Raw genomic sequence first — 21,094 nt, forward strand, 5'->3', positions numbered from 1 at the left:
AGGTCGAGCGCCGGGGGTCAGGTCGTCCGGGCCGCCGGCTCGCCTCCGTCAGGAAGGGGATCGTCACCCCGGTCAGGCCGCGGCGTCGCTGCGGACCGCGGCAGGGCTGTGCAGGTCACCCTGCGCCGACCGGGTGCCCACGGGTCCGCCGCCGGGTCCTCGGAGCACGCGAGCACCGGCGACGGCCAGGCCCGCGCCCAGTACCGGGCCGACCAGGTAGATCCACAGCAGGTGGACGTCCCCGTCGACCAGCTGGGGTCCGATGGAGCGGGCCGGGTTCATGGACGCCCCGCTGACCGGGCCCGCCCACAGGCCACCGAGAGCGATCGCGGCGCCGACGGCCATGGCCGACAGCGGTCCGACGTTCTGCGCGCCGGAGGAGGATCCGAGGATCGTGCTCACCAGCGTGAGCGTGGCGAGCACCTCCACCGAGAGGGCCTGGACGGCGGTGAAGCCGGGGCCCACCACGGTCGCCCCCGCGTGCGCGACGTCGCCGAAGAGGACGCGCAGCGTCACGGCCGCCAGTACCGCCCCGACCAGCTGCGCGGCGACGTAGCTCGGGACCCGGGTCCACCTGAAGTCCCCCCGGGCGGCGAAGGCGAGGGTCACCACGGGGTTGAGGTGGGCGCCGGAGACGGCGCCTGCGGAGAGGATCACGGCGAGCACGAGCAACCCGGGGGCCGCGACCGTGGCCACGCGGCCGACCTCCCCTCCCGAGACGGCGTCCACGACACCCGCACCGGCGGCCACAAGCACGAGGAGGTAGGTCCCCAGGCCCTCGGCGAAGAGTCGTCGGAGCGTGACGGTCAGGGCGGAACCGGCGGGCTCTCGCATGGTTCTCCTCGTCGTGGGGTGCGCTCAGGGGGTGACGCGGAGCTGGTTGCGGACGTGCGTGACGCCGGGGGTGGCGTACGCGGCGTGGGTGGCCTGTCGCAGCTCGGCCCAGGAGCTGACGTGCCCGGTGAGCTCGATGGTGGAGCCGTCGGCGCTGACGTGGATGTTGTGGGCGTCGACGGTGGCGTTGCGCTGCAGCGCGGCGGTGATGTTGGCGGTGGCCGCGGCGGCGGAGAACGCCTGGTCGGGAAAGATGGTGATGAGGCTGGTCACGCCGGCGACCCCGCGCACCGCCTCCGCGGCCCGCACGGCCGTCTGACGCTGGTAGTGCCAGGTGGTGTGCCCGGTCAGGGTGATCCAGCGGTTCGAGACCTCGGCCTTGACGTCGCCGGCACCGGGGATGCGGGTGAGGGCGGTGGCGGCGTCGGCGGCGACCTCGGTGTCCGGTCGCTCCCCGTAGGGGTGCTGGATCACGATGTCGTCGGCGACGGCGGTGACGCCGCGCAGGCGCATGGCGGCTCGGACGGCGGCTGCCTTCTCGGAGTAGCTGGTGACCTCGCCGGAGAGGGTGACCGCTCCGTCGGTGACGGCGACGCCGATGTGGTCGGCGTTCACCTCGGGGGTCCAGGTGAGCTCGTCGACGACCTGGGTCTTCAGCAGGTGGGTGGACGGGTGCAGGGTCTGTGTCATGGGACGACGGTGCTCCGGACGGGATGGTCGCCGGCAGTGCCATCCGGCCTCCCCCGGCAGTCTTTGGTCCCGATCCGGACGAGCACGGTCGCCCCCGTACCACGGCTGACCAGGGGCCAAGGGGGACGATCGTCTGGGGGAGCCCTCGACTCCGCCGCGCACGATGGTCTGGGGACAACCGTTCCTCGCAGCCACTCGTGCCCCGTCTGGAGCAACCGTGCTCGACACCATCGCCGGACTTCCGATCCATCCGTTGATCGTTCACGCCACGGTCGTGGTGGTCCCCGCCGCTGCTCTGTCCGTCGCGCTGGCCGCGGTCTGGCCGCGGTTCCGTCGGTGGGCCGGCTTCCTGCCGCTCGCGCTGGCTGTCGCGGCCGTCGTGCTGGCCCCGCTGTCCACGTCCTCGGGGGAGTCGTTGGAGGCGCGGGTCGGTGAGAGCGGACTCGTGGAGCGGCACTCCGAGCTGGGCGAAGGGCTGCTGGTGTGGGTCGTCGTGCTCGCCGTTGCTGCCGTGGCCCTGCAGGTGCGCGACCGGCTCGCGGCCCGGCGCAGCCCGAGCGCTGTGGACGTGCGGGGTACGCCGGCGCGGGTCCGGTCGACGCCCCGCAGCGCCGGGGTGCTCGTGACGGCCGTGGTGACCCTGCTGCTGGTGGTGGCCGGCGTGGCCGGTACGCTGGTGCAGACCGTGCTGATCGGCCACAGCGGGGCGAGGGCGGCGTGGGGCGACGTAGCGGCGCCGTCCGGTGGTGGCGACGACGACGACTGAGCGGTGGCGGCACTGCCTCCCGTGTCCCGGCCGACGGCTCGGGACCTGCGTCCTGGTTCCGTCGGTGATGCTGTCTGCCGACCAGGAAGCACCTGCCATGGACCTCGGGACCGAGCGCGTCTGCCGTACCCGCCCCGTCCCGGTGGAGGGATGAGCCGCCTGCACCGCCGGGTCCCGCCCGCGCGGCAGGAGGACGTCATCAGGTCACCGTCCTCACGAACGTCTCGGCGGTGACCTGCTTGCCCGCTGACCTGTGCCTGGGCGCGGTCGACTGCGCCCTTGTGGCCCGTCAGGCGGGGCAGTCGAGTCGGTCTTCGGCACGTGGCGAGCACGGGCGGTAGGGAGGACCGCCCGCCACGCACGCACCGTTGGGAGGGCTACCCGCGCCGAACGTGCGTCACGACGCCGGCCTGCTGCTCGTGTCGGTGGACGGGGCGCGGACGGCCCCGCCGGTGTCCTCGACGAGGTGTCCCCCTTCGTACTCCCACACCCCGAGGCCAGTGGGGTCCAACGGTGCCTCGACGGTCGCGGCCTCTTGCGTCATGCGGGTGCCTCCCTGCTCAGGGTTCGAGGCCGACGCCTCACGGATGCTCTTCCAGAACGCGTCCGCCCATACCCGGTGACCGCGGTCGTTGGGGTGGAACAGGTCCGCTGCGAACTGGTTGGTCATGGCTGACCAGCCCTCCCGACGGAGGGCGTCGTGCAGGGGCGCGACGACCAGCCCGTGGGCGTGACCGAGTCGCGTCATCTGCGCGGCGGCCTCCTCGGCGTCGCGCTCCCAGTGCCCGTGCATCATGTAGGGGGCATCGGCGACGACGGCCCCCAAGGGTAGGGCCCCGGTGAGGGCGGCAACCTGCTGCACGTACTCCACCGGGTCGTAGTCCAGCAGGTCGTTCCCGCCGATGCCGACCGTGATCAGGTCCGGCTCCAGGCCGGTCATCCGGGGCACCTGCTGCGTCACGACGTCGTCGATCCGGGCGCCGGAGGTGCTCAGGTTGACGACCTGCACCGCCCGTCCCGTCTGCGCACGCAACCGCTGGGCGATCAGGCCGACGTAACCGCGGTCGGGTCGGCTGGCCCCGACACCCTGGGCGGTGGAGTCGCCCAGGGCGACGTACAGCAGGTCGCCCGGTTCGCCCTGCGGCACGGACCAGAACTGGGCGGCCCGGGAGACGCTACGGGTGACCTGGACCAGCTTCACCGCCCAGACGACGAGGGCGGCCACGCCCAGCACCTGCAGTCCCACGCGGGCCGGGTGGCCTACCCGTCGTGTCATGGAGTCGTCCCCAGCAGGCTGCAGGCGGCGTGGACGAACGCCCTGCCGGCCGCCCTGCCCACGACGATGCGCAGGACGGTGCGGTTTCGCTGGGCGCCGCCGCTCGCCGCTCGCCGCGTGAGGTCAGGGCCGTCGGTGCGCGGTGCTGCCATCGTGTGCCTCTCGTCTGTCCGTTCCGATGCGATGGGTGTCCATGATCGATGCAGGCGCGTCGGCCTCAGCGCACGACCGCGGCCAGCGGCCGGCGTGGGCTGCTGCGCGTCTCGCGCGTGGGGAGCCCGACCCGGAAGGCGACCAGCGGGCGGCCGCCGGGCGGCAGCAGCGCCGCCAGGCGCGGGGCGAAGGTGTCGCGGGCACCCGTGACCCGGGCCCGGTCGATCCGTTCGGTGATCTGGTTCATGTGCTGGAGCGACACGCCCCGGTCGGTCGCGGTGAGGTGCACCCGCTGCAGCAGCCGGCCCGCGACGAGCTGGGCCCCGCGATCGTCGACGTCGGGGACGGTGATGACGCCGTAGGCGGCGGCGGTCGCGGTGTGCACGTCGCGGGTCTGGTCCAGCCAGAAGGTGTCGCCGGCGGCACGGGTGGACGGTGGTAGGAGCTTGGCCGCGGTGAGCATCAGCGGGCTCAGACCCTGCGCGTCCAACGTCAGGCCGTCGGCGTACCGCTGCACCTCGGCGTCGGTCCCGCGGAACCAGACGAAGCCGTCCCGGCTCTGGTCGTCGTCGGCGACCAGGGCGGTGGCTGCGTCGACGAGGACCTCACCGAGGGTTGCCACGTCCTGGGGGGAGTCCAGCCACTGCACCTGCACCCCGGGCAGGTCGGTGGCGTCGACGAGGTCGGCCAGCTCGGCCGCGGACAGCGTGCCGGGGCCGAAGGGCCCACGGTCGGTGTGGCGGGAGGGGATGGCCTCGTGCAGGACGTCGTCGCGCGGGACCGAGGTGTTCAGGACGACGTGGGCCACCCAGGTCGGGTCGGTCTCGTTGGGGAGCAGCGTGACGTCCGGCTGGAGCCCGCGGGCACGGCAGGCGAGCACGAGGTTCTCCAGGGCGCACCCCAGGCCGACGTGCTGCTCGCGCAGGTACGGGTCCAGGCTCCCGGTGGTGCGGTCGGGGTCGGCGTACAGGTCCACCTCGGTGTCCCGGACGGCGAACTGCCACGGTTGTGTGTTGTGGGGGTTGGCGGCGAGCAGAGCTGCCGCGACCGCCCCCAGGGGACCGGGCTCCTCGCGCCATCGCTGCCACGGGTCGAACGCTGCCCCGTGCCCCGGGTCGAGGGCCGCGGTCTCGTGGACGCGGTATCCCAGGGCTCCGGTGCCCGCCACGAGGACGGTGCCGGCGACGACGCCGACCGCCCGCAGCAGGGTGCGCCGGGAGGGTGACGGCGTGCGGTCGGAGGCCGGCTGGTCGTCGGCAGGACGGGTGGCGGGCGCGGCTGCGGCAGGGGTAGGCGCGTCGCCACCGTCGACCGGAGGCGCAGAGGGGACCCGTGGCGAAGGTGCCGTCACGGCCGGACCCGGGGCGATCGCCCGGTGCGCTCCCGAGACCGCCGTGGTCGACGCCACAGCCGCGACGCTGAGATGGCGCGGCTGTCCCAGATCGCTCCCAGGCCCACACCGACGCCGGCTCCGACCGCGATCCCGATGGCCAGCCCGGACCCCCCACCCAGGACCACGCCGAGGGTGAGGCCGAGGCCGGCTCCGATCGCGACCCCCAACCCGGTCCCGGACGCGCTGGGCGCCGCAGCCCTGGCTCCCTCGGCCGCTGACCGGTCGCCTCTCCGGCTCATCGGGCGGCCGTCCCGGCGCCCACCGGGGACGGCTGAGGCGGGGGAGAGGCAAGCACCGGTGCGGGCCCGCCGTCCGACGGCGTCCGCCGCCGTCGACCGGCGATCACCCCGAGCACGAGCAGGAGGAGCCCGCCGAGCAGCAGGGGGATCCCGACGGCCAGGGCGGCGGCCGAGCCCCAGGCGACGACCGGTGCGCGGGCGGCGACGCTGACGTCGGCGCTCACTCCCGGGGTCCCGTCGGTCGCGGCCACGACGGCCACCCATTCACCTGCTTCCAGCCCCCAGACGACGTCCTGGGGGCCGGTGCCGGCGGAGGACGCGACCCAGAACGTCTGCTCGGTCGGTGCGCCGGCGTCCGGGCCGCCGTCGATGCGGTCGTAGAGGACGGCGTCGTTGAGGCCCGTGGTCCGGACCCGGTCGTGCGCCACCCCGCTCAGCCATGCGTCGACGTCCGCCCGCGGGGCGATGCCGACGAAGACGGGGTTGTCGTCGGTCGACGTCACCTCCAGACGCAGCTCCTCCCAGCGGTCGGGCAACCACGCGGACGGGTCGGCGCCGAGCTCCAGCTCGACCGGGCCTGTCGTGATGGCTGCGGTGGTCGTCTCCAGCAGCCGGGTGGGCGAGCGGACGAACGCTCCGTCGACGGTGTCGTCGGCGGACCCCAGGCCCACCGCGCCCAGTCCCGTCAGGGCGAGGCCGGGCAGGATCAGCAGCACGCCGAGCACCCGGGCCAGCACCGCACCGGTACGCGCGGTCGCGCGGTCGGTGGTGGCGTGGTCGGGGGCGCCGGGGGAGGAAGTGGGAGCAGCACCACCGGCGATGCCGTTCGACGCGGGCTCCCGCAGGTCGACGGCGGTGGGGCCGGACCCGGGTGCGGTCGGCTCGTCGCCGCTCTGGTCGAGGCGGAACGGCGGGTAGGCCGTCGTCATGAGCGAGGCGTACGCGACGACGCGCAGCACGTACCGGTCGATCCCGACGAGCAGCCCGAAGAGGTCCTTCGGGTAGGGGCGTCCGGTCAGCAGCACGACCCCGGCGAAGAACGCCAGCACGCCGATTAGCCCGCTCGAACCGATGGTGAGGCCGGGCTGGTCGAGCCGGTCCGCCACGACGACCCAGCTGACGCCGGACAGCAGGACGGCCAGCAGCAGGTAGTGCGGCGCAGGCAGCAGCCACCACTGCAGCAGCGACCGCCCGCGGGGTGAGGCCTCCGGGTAGGGGATGTCCAGCGTGGCGGGGTAGTCGGGCACCGCCGCGAGGGTGAAGGGCGGGTACCGGTCGGTGCCGAGGCCGCTGTAGCCGTACCAGGCCACCCGCCACGACCAGCGGAGCACCCCGAGGTTGAACTCGAACAGGTCCCGGGGGTACCGGCCGGTGACGACGATCGCGACGAGGGCCATCACGGCGACCACGACGAAGGCCACCGACAGCAGCATCAGCACCAGGTAGTGCGGGACCAGCAGCACCCACTTGACCAGCCACAGCCACCGGCTGAGGGGCGCGTCCACCCTCGCTCGGACGACGACGGGGGCGTGCCGGGCGACGTTCGGCTCCGTGGGAGACGACATGAGGGTTCTTCCGTAGAAGGGGGTGGGGCTGCGACCGGTCTCGACGCTAGGTGGCGACTGGTCCCGCAGGGCGGGACCTACGTCACCGTCAGGGCTGGTCGAGGAGCCGGGAGGCCAGCACGGCCGCCTGGGTCCGGCTCTCGAGGCCGAGCTTGGCCAGGATGTTGGAGACGTAGTTCTTGACCGTCTTCTCGGCCAGGAACATCTGCTCGGCGATCTGGCGGTTGGTCAGGCCCTCGGTGATCAGACCCAGGAGCCTGAGCTCCTGCTCGGTCAGGCCGGCGAGCTGGGGCGCCACGGTGGCGGGGTTGCGGACCCGGTCGAGCACCCGGGCCATGAGGGCGGGGTCGATGAGCGAGTGCCCGGCGGCCACCTGACGGACGGCGTCGATCAGGTCGGTGCCCTTGATCTCCTTGAGCACGTAGCCGGACGCGCCGGCCATGATGGCGGAGAAGAGCGCCTCGTCGTCGTCGTACGACGTCAGCACGAGGGCGTGGACCCCGGGCCGGGCGGACCTGATGTCGCGGCACACCTCGACGCCGGTGCCGTCCTTGAGGCGGCCGTCGAGCACCGCGACGTCGGGTCGCAGGGCGAGGATCTGGCGGGTGGCCTCGACGGCGGACCCGGACTCCCCGACCACCTCGATGTCGCCGGCGCCCTCCAGCAGCGTCCGCAGGCCCTGGCGCACGACCTCGTGGTCGTCGAGCAGGTAGACCCGGATCGTCGGTCCCGTCATGTCCGTCCCTCCCCTCGGGTGCGCCCCTCGCGAGGGACGTCGTGGCGCCTGCCCGGGGTCACCCGGACGGGACGACCGCCACCGGACCGGTGCCGTGCTCGACGACGGTGGTGGCGACGGAGCCGTGGACGAGGCTACGCACGGGGGACAGCCGGCGGTGCCCGACCACGAGCAGCCCGCAGCCCGCCGCGGCGGACAGCAGCTCCTCGGCGGGCGACCCGTGGACGAGGCGGACCGTGACGTCGACGTCGGGGTACTTCTCGCGCATCCCGGCGATCGACTCCGCCACGAGGACCCGTTCGTCGCCGAGCTCCTGGGGGTCGGAGCCCCCGCTCGCAGCCGGTCCCCGTGTCCCGTCCTGGCGGCAGTGCATCACGGTCAGCGGGACGGACCGCAGCGCGGCCACCCGGTAGGCGAACTCCACAGGCGGCGACGACTGCGCCGTCCCGTCCACCCCGACCAGGACGCCGTCGGCGTCGCGGCCACCGGGTCGGCGCACGACCACGGGGCACGACGCGTGCCGGGCCACCGCGACACCCACGGACCCGAGCAGCAAGGAGGCCACCGGGCCGCGGCCCCGCGAACCGATGACGACCATGGCCGCCTGCGCGCTGAGGTCGAGCAGGGCGCTCCGCGGGTCGGACCTGGTGAGCACCGGGTGCACGTCGAGGTCCGGGTGACGACCGTGGGCGCGGGAGGCCGCGGACGACATCATGGCGTCGTCCTCGAGCCGGATCTGCTCGGCCAGACGTGCGTGGTCGACCGTCGCGCCGGGGTAGTCACCCGCGCCGGCGACGACGGCCGGGTCGACGCCGTGCAGCAGGGTGAGGGGGCGGCGCTCGGCCGCCGCCACGTCGGCGGCCCAGTCCAGCGCCAGGTCGGAACCGGGCGAGCCGTCGACGCCGACCACGATGCTGCCCGGTGCTGCCTGCAAGGTCATGCACCCACCCTGGGCGGTGCCCGTGCGGTGGGCCAGGGGCCCGAGACCCTCGTCGTCGGGACATTCGTCCCGGTGCCGATCCGGCCGTGCTGCTCTACTGGGGCTGTGGCCCACCGAGATCCCCTCCTGACGGGCCCCACGGCCGCACGGCCGGGCGACCCTCGCAGCGTCCGCGGACCCCGCGGGTCCTCGGCGCGCACCGCGCCGCGATAGTGCCCACGCCCACGGCGGTGGCCGCGCGACTCCAGCGGCTGCTGGCGGCCAACAAGCTCGTCGGGCAGGACCTGGAGCTGCCGGCCGTGCTGAGCCACATCGTCGAGGCAGCCACCGAGCTGGTCGGCGCCGCCTACGGGGCGATCGGCACCGTGGGACCGGACGGCCGACCGGAGCAGGTCATCGAGGTCGGCGTCGGCGGTCCCGGGGGAGCGCCGGCCGCGGGCAGCTTCCTCGGGGTCCCGGTCCGGGTCCGTGACGAGGTGCTCGGCCACCTCAACCTGAGCGACCCGCGTCCCGACGCCTTCACCGCCATCGACCAGGAGCTGCTGGAGGCGTTGGCGGCCACGGCCGGGGTCGCCATCTCCCACGCCCGGTTGTTCCAGGACAGCCGCCGCCGCGAGCAGTGGTCGGTGGCCTCGGCGCAGATCACGCGCCAGCTGCTGACCAGCGACGCGGACGACGCCCTGGACCTGGTGGCGCAGCGGGTCCTCGAGCTGGCCGGGGCCGACCTGGTCGCGGTGGTCCTGCCGTTGCTCCCGGGGGACCCGCACGGCGAGCTCGTGGTCGACCACGCGGTGGGCGGACGACGGGACGAGGTCACCAGGACCGTCCTGCCCGCGGGGACGAGCATGGTCGGGCTCTGCATGAGCACCGGTCGGCCGCAGGTCCGGGACCGCGTCACGAGCCTGTCGAGGCTGCCTGCGCCGAGCCTCGGGCCGGCCATGGCCGTCCCTCTGCTGACCGCGGCCGGGGTGCACGGGAGCCTGCTGCTGGTGCGTGACCGCGGCTCACCCCGGTTCACCGCGTTCGACCTGGAGGTCGTCGCGTCGTTCGCCGGGCAGGCGGCCCTGGCCCTCGAACGCGCCGACGCGCGCCTGGCCGGGAGCCGGACCAGGGCCCTGGAGGAGCGGGACCGGATCGCCCGGGACCTGCACGACCACGTCGTCCAGCGGCTGTTCGCCGCCGGGCTCAACATCCAGAGCGTCTGCGCCGTGCTGGGGCCGGGGCCGGAGGTCGACCGGCTCAACGCGCAGATCGACGAGATCGACGCCACCATCCGGCAGATCCGCACGACGATCTTCGACCTGAACCGCCCGGCGCACCGTTCCGGCGGTGTGCGTGCCGAGGTGCTGGCCGTCGTCAACGCGACGACGGTGATCCTCGCGGGACCGCCGGAGGTCACCTTCCGCGGTCCGCTCGACCTGCTCGTGCCGGTGGACATGTACCCCGACCTGCTCGCGGTGCTCCGTGAGGGGCTGACCAACGTCGGCCGTCACGCGGCGGCGACGCGGGTCGAGGTCCTGGTCTCGGTCGACGCCCACGACCTGACCGTCGAGGTCGTGGACGACGGCGTCGGGATCGCCGCCACCGCGCGGCTCAGCGGCCTGCGCAACCTGGCGCGCCGGGCCTCGGAGTCCGGCGGGTCGTTCGAGGTCGGCGCCCGGGACGGTCGCGGGACCCGGCTGCGCTGGTCGGTCCCGTTGCCGACCGCCGGCCTGCCCCCGCAGATGTGACTTTCGACCCTGTGCGCCCGGACCGGTGTCGGTCAACCTGGGTGTCGTCGAGGTGGCAGGGAGCCTCGGCGAGCCGGCAGGGCGACCCCAGTTCGGAGCGACACCGTGACCGTGACCGTGGACCGACCCCCGACGGTGGTGCGCGGTCGGGCACCGCGAGCCACGCCCTGCCCCCACCCCGACGCGTTCTCCGTGTCCGCCGACGGGCACCGGCTCCGCTTCACCGCGGCCGCCGGCGCAACTGCGGTGACCGTGGCCGAACGCGGGCTCGTCATGGCCTGCGGAGCGGTGGTCGCCCACCTGCGTCTCAGCCTGCTCGACCTCGGTCTGCCTCCCCAGGTCCTCCTCCTGGGGCGACTGGACAGCGCCGACCTGGTCACCGTCCTGTCCCGGCCGCGTGGGCCCCAGGAGGACCCCGACCCCGCGCCGGACGAGCCCAGGGCCGCCGGCGCCGTCCCGTCACGGGGCACGTGTCGTCCGCTGCCGGCCACGTCTGACCTCGACCGGTTCGTTGCGGTCCTGCAGTCGCAGGTGGCGGTGCTGGGGGTCCGGGTGGACCCGGTCCCGGACGCCTCACGGTCGGTGGTCCTGGCGGACCGGGTCGCGACGCACGACCACCCGCTGCTCGACGCGCCGGTGTGGCGGCCGGCTCGCGAGCGCTGTGGGGGGCACGAGACCCGGGTGGACCCGACGGGCCCCGACGGTGGTCGCATCAGCATCGAGCAGCTGGCGGGCCGGTGCGCGCCTGCGCGCGGCCGGGCGTCCGTCGACCTCACGGGCGCCGTCCGCGGGGCAGGCCTCGATCTGGACGGCCGCTCCGAGCGGACCGACCTCGTCCTGAGCACGCGCGGCGACAGCAGCAGCGACTGGGCCGCGACCGGCCAGGCCGTGGCGCGGCTGTCGGTGCTCGCGCCCCGAAGCGGCCTCCAGGCCGTGGTCATGGAGCACCGCGACGATCCCGTGCCCCTGCGTGACCCCGCTCAGGACCTTGCTCGGGACCTCGGTGGGCGACACGGTCGGCTGTTCCCGCAGCTGGTGGTGACCGTGGCGAGCTGGGCGGAGGCGTCGACGTCCCCGGTCGCGCCGACGGTCCCATGACCGCGCTCGTGGAACGACGGGACGGCACCGACACCCCGGGCTCGCCACCCGCACGTCGGCGGCCTCCGTGGCGCGACGGCCTGCTGCGGCTCGGCCTCGCGGCGGCGGCGCCGCTCGTGTGGGGCAACGCCGCAGGCCTGTGGACCCCGCGTGGACCCATGACGGCCACCCAGGCGCTGGCGGCCATGCTGATCAGCCTGGCGGTCGGGGTGGCCGTCGGCGTCCTGCTGCGCTCCCGCTGGGCGCTGCTCCTCGGCCCGGTCTGCTTCGCCGCCATGTTCGAGCTGACCCGTCTGAGCACGACCGGGCCGCTCGTCGACGGCATCCACCTCAGCGAGTACGGCCTCTTCGCCCTGGTGACGGGCCGGGGGTTCCACGGCCTGCTCACCCTGGCGCCGATACTGCTGGGGGCGGTCGGGGGCGCGGCGCTGGCCCGCCGGAGCCAGCGCAGGACGCACCGGACGGAACCGGATGCGCCGGCACGGGGGCCGTGGGGCCGAGTCGGTGCGGTCCTGCGGGGAGGGGTCGCCGTCCTCACCGGTCTCGCCCTGGTGGCGCTGGCGGCCGCGGTCGCCGTCCCCGCTCGCACCGACCCGGTCCTCGCCGCCGACGGCGGCCCGCTGGCCGGGAGCGTCGCCGAGCTGGTCGAGGTGGAGGTCGGCGGCCACGACCTGTCGATGATGGTCCGCGGCAACAGCACGGACAACCCCGTCCTGCTGCTGCTGGCCGGTGGTCCCGGCGGGACGGAGCTCGGCGCGATGCGCCATCACGGGCAGCGGCTGGAGGAGGACTTCGTGGTGGTCACCTGGGACCAGAGGGGGACCGGCAAGTCCGCCGACCAGCTCGACCCGACCGGCACGATGACGCTGCAGGCGGCCGTCGACGACACGGTCGAGGTCTCCGAGCACCTGCGGGAACGCTTCGGCCAGGACCGGATCTACCTGCTCGGGCAGTCGTGGGGCAGCATCCTCGGCGTGCTGGCGGTCCAGCAGCGCCCCGACCTGTTCGCCGCGTTCATCGGGTCCGGTCAGATGGTCAGCCCCCGGGTCACCGACCAGATCACCTACGCCGACACCCTGGTGTGGGCCGAGGACACCGGCGACACCGACCTGGTGGACCGCATGCTGACGGCCGGGCCACCCCCGTACGAGGTGATGCTCGACTACGAGACCACCCTGTCGTCCGAGCCGGACGTGTACCCCTACGACCACAGCGCCAACGCCGAGGGGCCGGGGCAGATGAGCGAGGGCATCTTCGTCGGTGAGTACAGCCTCATCGAGAAGGTGCACAACCTCGGCGGCTTCCTGGACACCGCCTCGGTGCTCTATCCGCAGATCCAGGACATCGACTTCCGCGTGGACGCCGCAAGCCTCGACGTGCCCGTCTACCTGTTCCAGGGCCGGCACGAGGCGGCGAGCCGGGCAGGGCTGGCCCAGGAGTGGTTCGCCCTGCTGGAGGCACCACGCAAGCAGCTGGTGGTGGCGGAGACCTCGGGTCACCGGCCGCTGTGGGAGCAGCCGGAGGAGTTCGCCGACTTCATGGTCGGCACGGTGCTCGCCGAGACCTCGGGGCCGGCGGCGGCCCCGTGACCGCAGGCACCCGGTCGTCCCGGCGGGACGACGGGCCGGTGCCCACCACGGCAGGTGCGGTGAACCGGCTGCTCGTCAGGCTGCTGGGGAGCGGGACCGGACGCGGCCTCGGCAGGAACCTGGCTGTCCTGCGGTACACGGGGCGGAGGTCCGGTCGTGAGTACCGACTCGTCACCGGGTACGCGCGGGACGGCCGGACGGTGACCATCCGGGTCGGCATGCCCGGACGCAAGACGTGGTGGCGGAACTTCCGGGAGCCCCACCCCCTCCGGCTGCGGTTGGCGGGGCAGTCGTACGACGCGACGGCCCGTGTCGTCCTGGACGGCCGTCGCGTCGTGGTCGAGGCCGAGCTGCAGCCCCCGCTGGACCCGCCGGCTCAGGCGGTCCCGCCTGAGGGACCGGCATGAGCGGCCCCGTGGTCACGGAGATGGTCCGCTGGGTGGTGGTGGCCGTGGTCGCGGGCCACGGGGTCGTCCACCTGCTGGGGGCGGCGAAGGGGCTGGGCTGGGCGGCCGTGCCGCAGCTCACCGAGCCGATCGGGGCGTGGGCCGGCGGCGCCTGGCTCGTCGCGGCGCTGCTCGTGCTCACCTCCGCCGCTCTGCTCGCGGTCGGGACGACGACCTGGTGGTGGCTGGTCGTGCTGGTCGCGGCCGTGCTGTCGCAGGTCCTGGTCGTGACGTCCTGGAGCGACGCCCGGTACGGCACCATCGCCAACGTCCTGATGCTGCTCGTGGCCGGCTACGGCTTCGCCTCGGTGGGACCGACCAGCTTCGACGCCCGGTGGGACCGGCAGGTGTCCGAGGCCACGGCCGAGGTCGAGGCCTCCCCCTCCGTCCTGACCGAGGCCGACCTGGCGCCCCTGCCCGCCCCTCTCGCGGCCTACGTCCGCCGCTCGGGGGCCGTCGGTGAACCACGGGTCACGAGCCTGTCGGCGACCTTCCACGGTCGTATCCGCAGCGGACCGGGCGAGGCCTGGATGTCGTTCACCGGCAAGCAGGTCAACACCTTCGGGTCGCGGCCGCAGCGGGCGTTCCTCATGCACGCCACCCGTTCGGGGCTTCCCGTCACCGTGCTGCACCAGTACGTCGGCACGACCGCGACCATGGAGGTCACCCTGGCCTCGGTCGTGCCCATGGTGGACGCGGCCGGTCCGACGATGGACCGGGGGGAGACCGTCACGGTGTTCAACGACCTCGTGGTCCTGGCCCCGGGGGCCATCGCGGACGCAGCCGTCACCTGGACCCCGGTCGACGAGCACCACGTGCGGGGCGAGCTCACCAACGGCGCCCACACCGTGTCGGCCGTCCTCACGTTCGACGACGACCACGACCTCGTCGACTTCGTCTCCGACGACCGGAGCCGTGCCTCCGCGGACGGGAGGTCCTTCGTGCAGCAGGAGTGGTCGACGCCGCTGTCGGCCCACCGCGACCAGGACGGGCGGCGGGTGGTGTCGGCGGGGCAGGGCATGTGGTCCGCGCCGGAGCCCGAAGGGCGGTTCAGCTACCTGGACCTCTACCTCGACGACATCGAGTACAACGCACCGTGAGGACGCAGATGATGCCCGAGGGCGAGTAGACGCAGACCGCGTCACCGCCGTTCGGCGCGGTCTCTCACACCGTGCAGCATCCGCCGCGTCATCACGAAGCTGACCACGGTGAGCGGTCTGACGAGCAGCCTGGCCCACCACTGCAGGTAGCCGTAGCGCTCCCTCACGACGAGCCGGGTCGCCCCGCCGCCGTCGTCGCCCAGGGCGAAGGTCCACGTGAAGTCGTACGGCGCGGGTGTGTCACCCATCGGGACGGAGCCCTGCAGCACCAGGGCCCGGTCGGGCTCGACCACAGCCACCGCCAGGGGGACCTCGGCCGCCAACCGGATGGTGTCCCCGACCGCCACGGACTGGTGCTCGGGCATGACCCGGTCGGCGCTGTGGATGTCCAGGCCGAGGAGGTTCTCGATCCCGTCGTAGGAGTAGAAGCCACCGCGCCCCTGACCGATCTGGACCAGCCACGGCCACACGGTCTCCGCAGGCGCCCGGACGGTGATCGCCCGGGTCGTCGAGACGTCCGCGTGCGGGACCAGCTCGTCGCCCGGCAACGCACCGTGGACCTCGGCCCCGGTGGCTCCCCAGCGTGAGAACCGGCGAAGGGCCGCGCTGCCGACGACCGCCGTCACGACCAGGAGAGCCAGCCCCCGGCGGGAGCTGCTCATCGGGTCATCCGCTGCAGCTCGGCGCGGACCTGGGCCTCGGTCGGTGCGGTGGACCAGACGCCGTAGGCGTGCAGGGCCAGACCGACGCCCCAGCCGGCCATGGGGTAGAACGGCCAGAAGAAGCCGCCGCCGCTCATGGCCCAGATGCCGATCAGCATGCTGATGACGAGCACGTAGGTGAGCAGGTGGGTCCGCAGGTCCGTCCGGTTCTCCAACCGCGTCACGGCCGCACGGCGCAGGGTGCGCTCGGTGCGCTCGGCCTCCGGTGCGAGGGGGCGGTCCGGATCCGGTCGGACCCTGGTGGTGGAGGTTGGCTCGGGCATGACCGCTTCTCTCGTCCGGGGCTGATCGATGACCACCTCGTGATGGGCACCCTGCCCGTCAGCGTCCCGCCCGTGGCGGCCTCCGACCAGGGGCTTAGGTCCTCACCGCGAGCCGCAGACGACGCTGACCTGGTCGCAGGGAAACCTGTCGACCCGCGAGGTCGGCCGGCAGGGTGATGTTCTCCTCCGCCGTGAGCGTGGGGATCAGGTTGGACGCCTGGAACAGGAAACCGAGCCGGTCCCGGCGCAGCACGGTGCGTTCGTCGTCGGACAGGGTCGCGAGGTCGGTCTCCCCGATGAGTGCCTGCCCCGACGACAGCGTGTCCAGGCCGGCCAGGGTGTGCATCAAGGTGGACTTGCCGGATCCGGAGGGCCCCATGATCGCTGTGAACTCCCCGGCGTGGAAGCCCACGCTGACGTCGTCGAGCGCGGCGACCTGGGCGTCGGCCATCCCGTAGACCTTGCTGGCGTGCACGACCCGGGCGATGACCACCGCAAGTCAGGGTGACCGGTCGGTGCGGTCGGGACGGTCGGTGCGCACGGTGGTCATGGGGTGCCCCTCGCTGGCAGAGGGCCCGGCAGGGCTCCTGTCCCCGTCGGGCCCGGCGCCACCCCTGGGCCGACGGTCCGTCTGGTCCCAGGACCTTCGTCCCTGACCGGGGTCGCGCTCGAGAGCGACAGTCGTCGTGGCAGCCGAGAGCCGTTCCCCCGAGGTGCCCCGCACCCCGACCGGCTCCGACCGCTGCCAGGAGGATCACCATGCGCGCAGCCGTCGTCCCCACCCTCGGGTCCCGCCTGGAGATCCTCCAGCGTGACGTCCCCGCCCCGGCGCGCGGCCAGGTCCTGGTCCGGATCGAGGCGTCCGGCATCTGCCACACGGACATCCACGCCGCCCGCGGCGACTGGCCGGTGACGCCGACCGCGCCGTTCGTGCCCGGTCACGAGGGCGTCGGGGTGGTCGAGGTGCTGGGTGACGGCGTCACCGAGCACCAGGTCGGCGACCGGGTCGCCCTGCCGTGGCTGGGCTCGGCCTGCGGCAGCTGCCGCTACTGCGTCTCCGGCTGGGAGACGCTGTGCGAGGCGCAGCAGAACACCGGGTACTCCGTCGACGGGGCCTACGCCGACTACGCGGTGGCCGACGCCAGGTTCGCGGTCGCCGTTCCCGCCGGTGTCGACCCCATGGACGCCGCCCCGCTGGCCTGCGCCGGGCTCACCACCTACAAGGCCGTCAAGGTCGCGGGCGTCCGCACGGGCGACCTCGTCAGCGTCGTGGGCATCGGCGGGCTGGGGCACCTCGCGGTGCAGTACGCCGTCATCGCCGGGGCCACGGTCGTCGCGATCGACGTGACCGCCGACAAGCTCGAGCTCGCCAAGCAGCTCGGCGCGACGTACACCGTCGACGCCGGCGTCGAGGACCCCGCCGAAGCCGTGCAGCGCCTCGGTGGCGCCGACGTCGCCATCGCCCTGGCCGTCCAGCCGGACTCGATCAGCGCGGCGTTCGCATCCCTGCGCCGGGGCGGGCGCCTCGTGCTGGTCTCGCTGCCCAAGGACGGCCACCTCGACCTGCCCGTCTTCGACACGGTGCTCAAGGGGATCAGCGTCATCGGTTCCATCGTCGGCACCCGGCAGGACCTCACCGAGGTGTTCGCGCTGCACGCCGCCGGACGGACCCGCGTCATCGTCGAGGAGCGGTCGCTGGAGGGCATCAACGAGTCCTTCGACGACGTCCTCGCCGGGCGCACCCCCGCCCGCCTGGTCATCCGGATGTAGCGGGTCCGGTCCATGCGCTCGAGCACGTCACCTGACCGTCACGACCTGGGAGCAGTCATGAACGTACGTGTGGGCATCAACGGCATGGGTCGCATCGGCCGGGACGTGCTGCGGAGCGTGCTGCAGCGGCAGGACCTCGGCTTCGACGTGGTGGCCATCAACGACGTGGCGCCGCCGGCGACCGTGGTGCACCTGCTGCGGCACGACTCCACCTACGGCCGGTGGACCCACCTGGCCGAGCTCGTGGGGGACGACGTGACCGTGGATGGTCGCTTCATGCGCATCACGCAGCAGCCCGATCCCGCCCTGCTGGACTGGGCCGGCGTCGGGGTGGAGGTGGTGATCGAGGCGACCGGTCGGTTCCGGACCCGCGAGAAGGCTGCCACCCACCTGGCCGCCGGGGCGCGCAAGGTCGTGCTCACCTCACCGGGGACCGGCGTCGACACCACCCTGGTCATGGGCATCAACGACGAGCTGTACGACCCTGCGACGCACCACGTCATCTCCAACGCGTCGTGCACCACGAACTGCGCCGCCCCGATGGCGCAGGTGCTGGACGACGCGTTCGGGATCGAGGAAGGGCTGCTGACGACCATCCACAGCTACACCTCCGACCAGAACCTGCTGGACGGGCCGCACAAGGACCTGAGGCGAGCCCGTTCGGCGGCCGTCAACATCATCCCCACCACCACCGGCGCGGCCCGGGCCATCGGTCAGGTCCTGCCGCGCCTGGCGGGGAGGTTGGACGGGGTCGCCGTGCGCGTGCCCGTGGTCGACGGGTCGCTGGTCGACCTGACGGTGCGGGTGCGGGACTCCGTCACCGCCGAGCAGGTCAACGCGGCGTTCGAGCTCGCTGCCGACGGTCCGCTGAAGGGGATCCTCCGGTACACGAACGACCCCGTCGTGTCGCAGGACGTGGTCGGCGAGTCGGCCTCGTGCCTGTTCGACTCCGAGCTGACGAAGGCCGTCGGCAGCACGGTCAAGGTGTTCGGCTGGTACGACAACGAGTGGGGCTACGCCCAGCGGACCGTCGACCTGGTCGACGTGGTGGCCAGGACCCTCCTGCCGCGGGCAGCGACCGCTGCCCCTGCATGACGACGTCCACGCACCACTCGCTACCGGTGCACGAGCTGGTCGTGCTGCTCGGCACCGACGGCGAGCACGGGTTGTCCGAGGCCGTTGCCGGTGAGCGGCTGAAGCGCCTGGGCCCCAACCGGCTGCCGACCATCCGGCGGGAGCCCGCCGTCGTCCGGTTCCTGCGCCAGCTGAACGACCCCCTGGTCTACGTGCTGGTCGTGGCCGGCGTCGCCGCCGCGGCGCTCGGCGAGGCGGTCGACGCGGGCGTAATCGGCGCCGTCGTGACCGCCAACGCGGTGGTGGGTTTCGTGCAGGAGCAGAAGGCGCAGGGGGCGCTGGACGCGCTGTCGCAGATGGTGGAGGACAACGCGACCGTCCTGCGGTCCGGCCAGGCCCACGAGGTGAGCAGCGAGCACGTCGTTCCGGGGGACGTCGTCGTGCTGGCCGAGGGCGAGCGCGTCCCGGCTGACCTGCGCCTCGTGTCCGTCGAGGAGCTCACCGTCGACGAGTCGACGCTGACCGGTGAGTCGCTGCCGGTCACCAAGGAAGCGATGCGCCTGCCGGGCGAGGCGCTGCTGGCGGACCGCACGAACATGGCGTGGTCGGGGACCTTGGTCACCCGGGGTCGGGGTCGCGGGGTGGTCGTCGCGCACGGCCCGGACACCGAGCTGGGCCGGGTGCACCGCCTGATGGGCAGCGCCGACGACCTGGCCACCCCGCTCACCCGGACGATCACCACGTTCAGCCGGTGGTTGACCGGGGTGATCCTGGCCCTGGCCGCGGTGGCGTTCGTCGTCGGCCTGCTCCGCGGCCAGCCCCTGGTCGACATCGTCACCGCCGCCGTCGCGCTGGCGGTCGCGGCCATCCCGGAAGGCCTTCCGGCCGTGGTGACCGTCACCCTGGCCATCGGGGTCACCCGGATGGCCCGGCACGGAGCGATCGTGCGCCGGCTGCCCGCGGTGGAGACGCTCGGCAGCACCACCACCATCTGCACCGACAAGACGGGGACCTTGACCCAGAACCGGCAGACCGTCGTGGAGGTCGTCACCACGGCCGGCACCCACCGGCCGGGCCACGACGACGAGGGGACCGGCCCCACGGCCCGCCTGCTGGTGGCGATCGGCGTGCTGTGCAACGACGCCCACGCCGGTTCGGACGGTGGCTACCTGGGCGACCCGACCGAGACGGCCCTGCTCACCGCCGCCGAGAGCGATGGCGTGGCCGTGCGCCAGGTGGTGGCCTCCGCCCCCAGGACCGCCACTCTGCCCTTCGCCTCCGAGCGGCGGCTGATGGCCACCCGGCACACCGGCCCCGCCGGCGCCCGTGACGTGGTCCACGTCAAGGGCGCGGCCGAGGCCGTCATGGCGCGCTGCCGGACCGAGCGTGGACCGGACGGGCCCAGGCCGCTGGAGGCCACGGCCTGGCACCACCTCGTCGACGGCCTGGCCGCGGAGGGTCTGCGCGTCCTGGCGTGCGCGACGGGGCCGGCCCCGGCCGCCCGGACACTGTCGGTCGAGGACCTGGACGCCGTCGACCTCGAGCTGGTCGGCCTGGTCGCCATGACGGACCCGCCCCGCCCGGCTGCGGTGGGCGCGATCGCGGCGTGCCTACGGGCCGGCGTGCGGGTCACCATGATCACGGGTGACCACGCGGCCACCGCCCGGTCCATCGGCCAGCAGGTCGGGCTCGCCGGCTTCGGGCGGACGCCGGTCGTCATGACGGGTCGCGAGCTGGCCGCGGTCGCCGACGCCGACCTGCCGGACGTGGCCGCCCGCACCGACGTGTTCGCCCGGGTGTCGCCGGAGGACAAGCTGCGCCTGGTCCGGGCCCTGCAGTCCCTCGGCCAGGTGGTGGCGATGACCGGCGACGGCGTCAACGACGCCCCCGCGCTGGAGCAGGCGGACATCGGGGTCGCGATGGGGCGCGGGGGCACCGAGGTCGCGCAGGAGGCCGCGGACATGGTCCTCACCGACGACGACTTCGCGTCCATCGAGGCCGCCGTCGAGGAAGGCCGCGGCGTCTTCGACAACCTCGTCAAGTTCATCACCTTCGCGCTGCCGACCAACATCGGGCAGGGACTCGTCATCCTCACCGCGATCCTGCTCGGCACCCAGCTGCCCATCACCCCGGTCCAGATCCTGTGGGTCAACCTGACCAGCGCGGTCCTGCTCGGCCTGCCCCTGGCCATCGAGGCCAAGGAGCCCGGCATCATGACGCGGCCCCCGCGGGCGTCCGACGCGCCGCTGGTCGGCCGGTCCCAGCTGGTCCGGATGCTGCTGGTGTCCGCGTTGCTCCTGCTGGGGGCGTTCGGGCTGTTCCAGCTCCTGCTGGGCCTGGGGACGGACGTCGCCGAGGCACGCACCGCCGCGGTCAACCTCTTCGTCCTCGTCGAGGCGGCCTACCTGCTGTCGTGCCGGTCCTTCGACCGGTCGCTGCGGGAGATCGGTTGGCGCAGCAACCCCTGGCTCCTGGGCGGGATCGCCGCCGCCGTCGCGCTGCAGGTCGTCTTCACCTACGCGCCGTTCATGCACGTGCTGTTCGGCACGGCGCCCGTGGGCTGGTTCCCGTGGCTGGTCGGGGTCGCCTACGCCGGGCTGGTCTACGTCGCGGTCGAGCTGCTGCGGGTCCACGACAACCGCCGCAGGGCCAGTGACCCGCCCACCCGACCGACGGCATCGGAGCGCTCGTGAAGACGCGCCTACCCCGG

The 21,094-nt window shown here is 73.7% G+C and carries 19 protein-coding genes; 9 read left to right on the top strand and 10 right to left on the bottom strand.

Annotated features, from left to right (window positions below; genetic code table 11):
- Positions 1–72: 72 nt before the first annotated feature.
- Together SJY06_RS07670 and SJY06_RS07675 are read right to left on the bottom strand one after the other, a co-directional pair.
- Positions 73–834, bottom strand: coding sequence for an MIP/aquaporin family protein (locus tag SJY06_RS07670; RefSeq protein WP_380166250.1), 762 nt, complete (start codon positions 832–834; stop codon positions 73–75).
- A gap of 24 nt (positions 835–858) precedes the next feature.
- Entirely contained in the window at positions 859–1,524 is a 666-nt protein-coding gene (locus SJY06_RS07675; protein ID WP_380166252.1) for a BON domain-containing protein, read from the bottom strand.
- A gap of 163 nt (positions 1,525–1,687) precedes the next feature.
- On the opposite strand from SJY06_RS07675, the gene SJY06_RS07680 reads away from it, so the two are divergent.
- Positions 1,688–2,290 (top strand): DUF2231 domain-containing protein, encoded by a 603-nt coding sequence (locus tag SJY06_RS07680; RefSeq protein WP_380166254.1) that lies wholly within the window; start codon positions 1,688–1,690, stop codon positions 2,288–2,290.
- A gap of 397 nt (positions 2,291–2,687) precedes the next feature.
- Here the strand turns inward: SJY06_RS07680 and SJY06_RS07685 are convergent, their stop codons facing one another.
- The 5 genes from SJY06_RS07685 to SJY06_RS07705 all read right to left on the bottom strand — a co-directional run bounded on the left by SJY06_RS07685 (position 2,688) and on the right by SJY06_RS07705 (position 8,592).
- The gene (locus SJY06_RS07685; protein ID WP_380166256.1) at positions 2,688–3,536 is read right to left on the bottom strand and encodes an SGNH/GDSL hydrolase family protein; all 849 of its coding nucleotides are present in this window, start codon (positions 3,534–3,536) and stop codon (positions 2,688–2,690) included.
- Positions 3,537–3,783: 247 nt separating this feature from the next.
- Complete coding sequence (locus tag SJY06_RS07690) at positions 3,784–4,887, bottom strand: Acg family FMN-binding oxidoreductase (RefSeq protein WP_380166258.1); 1,104 nt, start codon at positions 4,885–4,887, stop codon at positions 3,784–3,786.
- Positions 4,888–5,347: 460 nt separating this feature from the next.
- Complete coding sequence (locus SJY06_RS07695; protein WP_380166260.1) at positions 5,348–6,916, bottom strand: DUF4389 domain-containing protein; 1,569 nt, start codon at positions 6,914–6,916, stop codon at positions 5,348–5,350.
- A gap of 88 nt (positions 6,917–7,004) precedes the next feature.
- A complete protein-coding gene (locus tag SJY06_RS07700; RefSeq protein ID WP_380166262.1) occupies positions 7,005–7,652 on the bottom strand; it encodes a response regulator in 648 nt (215 codons plus the stop codon).
- Between the two features lie 58 nt (positions 7,653–7,710).
- Positions 7,711–8,592: a universal stress protein gene (locus SJY06_RS07705; RefSeq protein WP_380166264.1), complete on the bottom strand. Its 882-nt coding sequence runs from the start codon at positions 8,590–8,592 to the stop codon at positions 7,711–7,713.
- 212 nt (positions 8,593–8,804) lie between these two features.
- Between SJY06_RS07705 and SJY06_RS07710 the strand changes: the two genes are divergently transcribed.
- From SJY06_RS07710 to SJY06_RS07730, 5 genes are all read left to right on the top strand, one after another.
- Positions 8,805–10,322, top strand: a complete 1,518-nt coding sequence (locus SJY06_RS07710; protein ID WP_380166266.1) for a GAF domain-containing protein — start codon at positions 8,805–8,807, stop codon at positions 10,320–10,322.
- 117 nt (positions 10,323–10,439) lie between these two features.
- Complete coding sequence (locus SJY06_RS07715) at positions 10,440–11,420, top strand: hypothetical protein (protein WP_380166268.1); 981 nt, start codon at positions 10,440–10,442, stop codon at positions 11,418–11,420.
- Entirely contained in the window at positions 11,417–13,009 is a 1,593-nt protein-coding gene (locus tag SJY06_RS07720; protein ID WP_380166270.1) for an alpha/beta fold hydrolase, read from the top strand. Before SJY06_RS07715 ends, SJY06_RS07720 begins: the two co-directional genes overlap by 4 nt.
- Before the next feature lie 38 nt (positions 13,010–13,047).
- Positions 13,048–13,416, top strand: a complete 369-nt coding sequence (locus SJY06_RS07725; RefSeq protein ID WP_380166272.1) for a nitroreductase/quinone reductase family protein — start codon at positions 13,048–13,050, stop codon at positions 13,414–13,416.
- Positions 13,413–14,555, top strand: a complete 1,143-nt coding sequence (locus SJY06_RS07730) for a DUF6544 family protein (protein WP_380166274.1) — start codon at positions 13,413–13,415, stop codon at positions 14,553–14,555. Before SJY06_RS07725 ends, SJY06_RS07730 begins: the two co-directional genes overlap by 4 nt.
- A 41-nt stretch (positions 14,556–14,596) precedes the next feature.
- Here the strand turns inward: SJY06_RS07730 and SJY06_RS07735 are convergent, their stop codons facing one another.
- The 3 genes from SJY06_RS07735 to SJY06_RS07745 all read right to left on the bottom strand — a co-directional run bounded on the left by SJY06_RS07735 (position 14,597) and on the right by SJY06_RS07745 (position 16,033).
- Positions 14,597–15,217: a hypothetical protein gene (locus SJY06_RS07735; RefSeq protein WP_380166276.1), complete on the bottom strand. Its 621-nt coding sequence runs from the start codon at positions 15,215–15,217 to the stop codon at positions 14,597–14,599.
- Positions 15,214–15,540 (bottom strand): 2TM domain-containing protein, encoded by a 327-nt coding sequence (locus tag SJY06_RS07740; protein ID WP_380166278.1) that lies wholly within the window; start codon positions 15,538–15,540, stop codon positions 15,214–15,216. Before SJY06_RS07740 ends, SJY06_RS07735 begins: the two co-directional genes overlap by 4 nt.
- A gap of 94 nt (positions 15,541–15,634) precedes the next feature.
- On the bottom strand, positions 15,635–16,033 hold the full coding sequence (locus SJY06_RS07745; protein WP_380166280.1) for an ABC transporter ATP-binding protein: 399 nt from the start codon (positions 16,031–16,033) through the stop codon (positions 15,635–15,637).
- A 266-nt stretch (positions 16,034–16,299) separates the two neighbouring features.
- Between SJY06_RS07745 and SJY06_RS07750 the strand changes: the two genes are divergently transcribed.
- Genes SJY06_RS07750 through SJY06_RS07760 form a run of 3 tightly spaced genes read left to right on the top strand, consistent with a single transcriptional unit; the run spans position 16,300 to position 21,077 of the window.
- On the top strand, positions 16,300–17,310 hold the full coding sequence (locus SJY06_RS07750; RefSeq protein WP_380166282.1) for a zinc-dependent alcohol dehydrogenase: 1,011 nt from the start codon (positions 16,300–16,302) through the stop codon (positions 17,308–17,310).
- Between the two features lie 57 nt (positions 17,311–17,367).
- On the top strand, positions 17,368–18,405 hold the full coding sequence (gene gap, locus SJY06_RS07755) for a type I glyceraldehyde-3-phosphate dehydrogenase (RefSeq protein WP_380166284.1): 1,038 nt from the start codon (positions 17,368–17,370) through the stop codon (positions 18,403–18,405).
- Entirely contained in the window at positions 18,402–21,077 is a 2,676-nt protein-coding gene (locus tag SJY06_RS07760; RefSeq protein ID WP_380166286.1) for a cation-translocating P-type ATPase, read from the top strand. Before gap ends, SJY06_RS07760 begins: the two co-directional genes overlap by 4 nt.
- The last annotated feature ends 17 nt before the right edge of the window (positions 21,078–21,094 follow it).

This window comes from Jannaschia sp. R86511 (assembly GCF_042466345.1).
Lineage (GTDB): Bacteria > Actinomycetota > Actinomycetes > Actinomycetales > JBBAYJ01 > Aquipuribacter.

Bases quoted from the DNA above. Each gene is read 5' to 3' on its own strand.
- SJY06_RS07730 (WP_380166274.1), top strand. From the start codon at position 13,413: ATGAGCGGCCCCGTGGTCACGGAGATGGTCCGCTGGGTGGTGGTGGCC.
- SJY06_RS07705 (WP_380166264.1), bottom strand. From the start codon at position 8,592: ATGACCTTGCAGGCAGCACCGGGCAGCATCGTGGTCGGCGTCGACGGC.
- SJY06_RS07675 (WP_380166252.1), bottom strand. From the start codon at position 1,524: ATGACACAGACCCTGCACCCGTCCACCCACCTGCTGAAGACCCAGGTC.
- SJY06_RS07680 (WP_380166254.1), top strand. From the start codon at position 1,688: ATGGTCTGGGGACAACCGTTCCTCGCAGCCACTCGTGCCCCGTCTGGA.
- gap (WP_380166284.1), top strand. From the start codon at position 17,368: ATGAACGTACGTGTGGGCATCAACGGCATGGGTCGCATCGGCCGGGAC.
- SJY06_RS07720 (WP_380166270.1), top strand. From the start codon at position 11,417: ATGACCGCGCTCGTGGAACGACGGGACGGCACCGACACCCCGGGCTCG.
- SJY06_RS07750 (WP_380166282.1), top strand. From the start codon at position 16,300: ATGCGCGCAGCCGTCGTCCCCACCCTCGGGTCCCGCCTGGAGATCCTC.
- SJY06_RS07670 (WP_380166250.1), bottom strand. From the start codon at position 834: ATGCGAGAGCCCGCCGGTTCCGCCCTGACCGTCACGCTCCGACGACTC.
- SJY06_RS07740 (WP_380166278.1), bottom strand. From the start codon at position 15,540: ATGCCCGAGCCAACCTCCACCACCAGGGTCCGACCGGATCCGGACCGC.
- SJY06_RS07760 (WP_380166286.1), top strand. From the start codon at position 18,402: ATGACGACGTCCACGCACCACTCGCTACCGGTGCACGAGCTGGTCGTG.
- SJY06_RS07700 (WP_380166262.1), bottom strand. From the start codon at position 7,652: ATGACGGGACCGACGATCCGGGTCTACCTGCTCGACGACCACGAGGTC.
- SJY06_RS07735 (WP_380166276.1), bottom strand. From the start codon at position 15,217: ATGAGCAGCTCCCGCCGGGGGCTGGCTCTCCTGGTCGTGACGGCGGTC.
- SJY06_RS07695 (WP_380166260.1), bottom strand. From the start codon at position 6,916: ATGTCGTCTCCCACGGAGCCGAACGTCGCCCGGCACGCCCCCGTCGTC.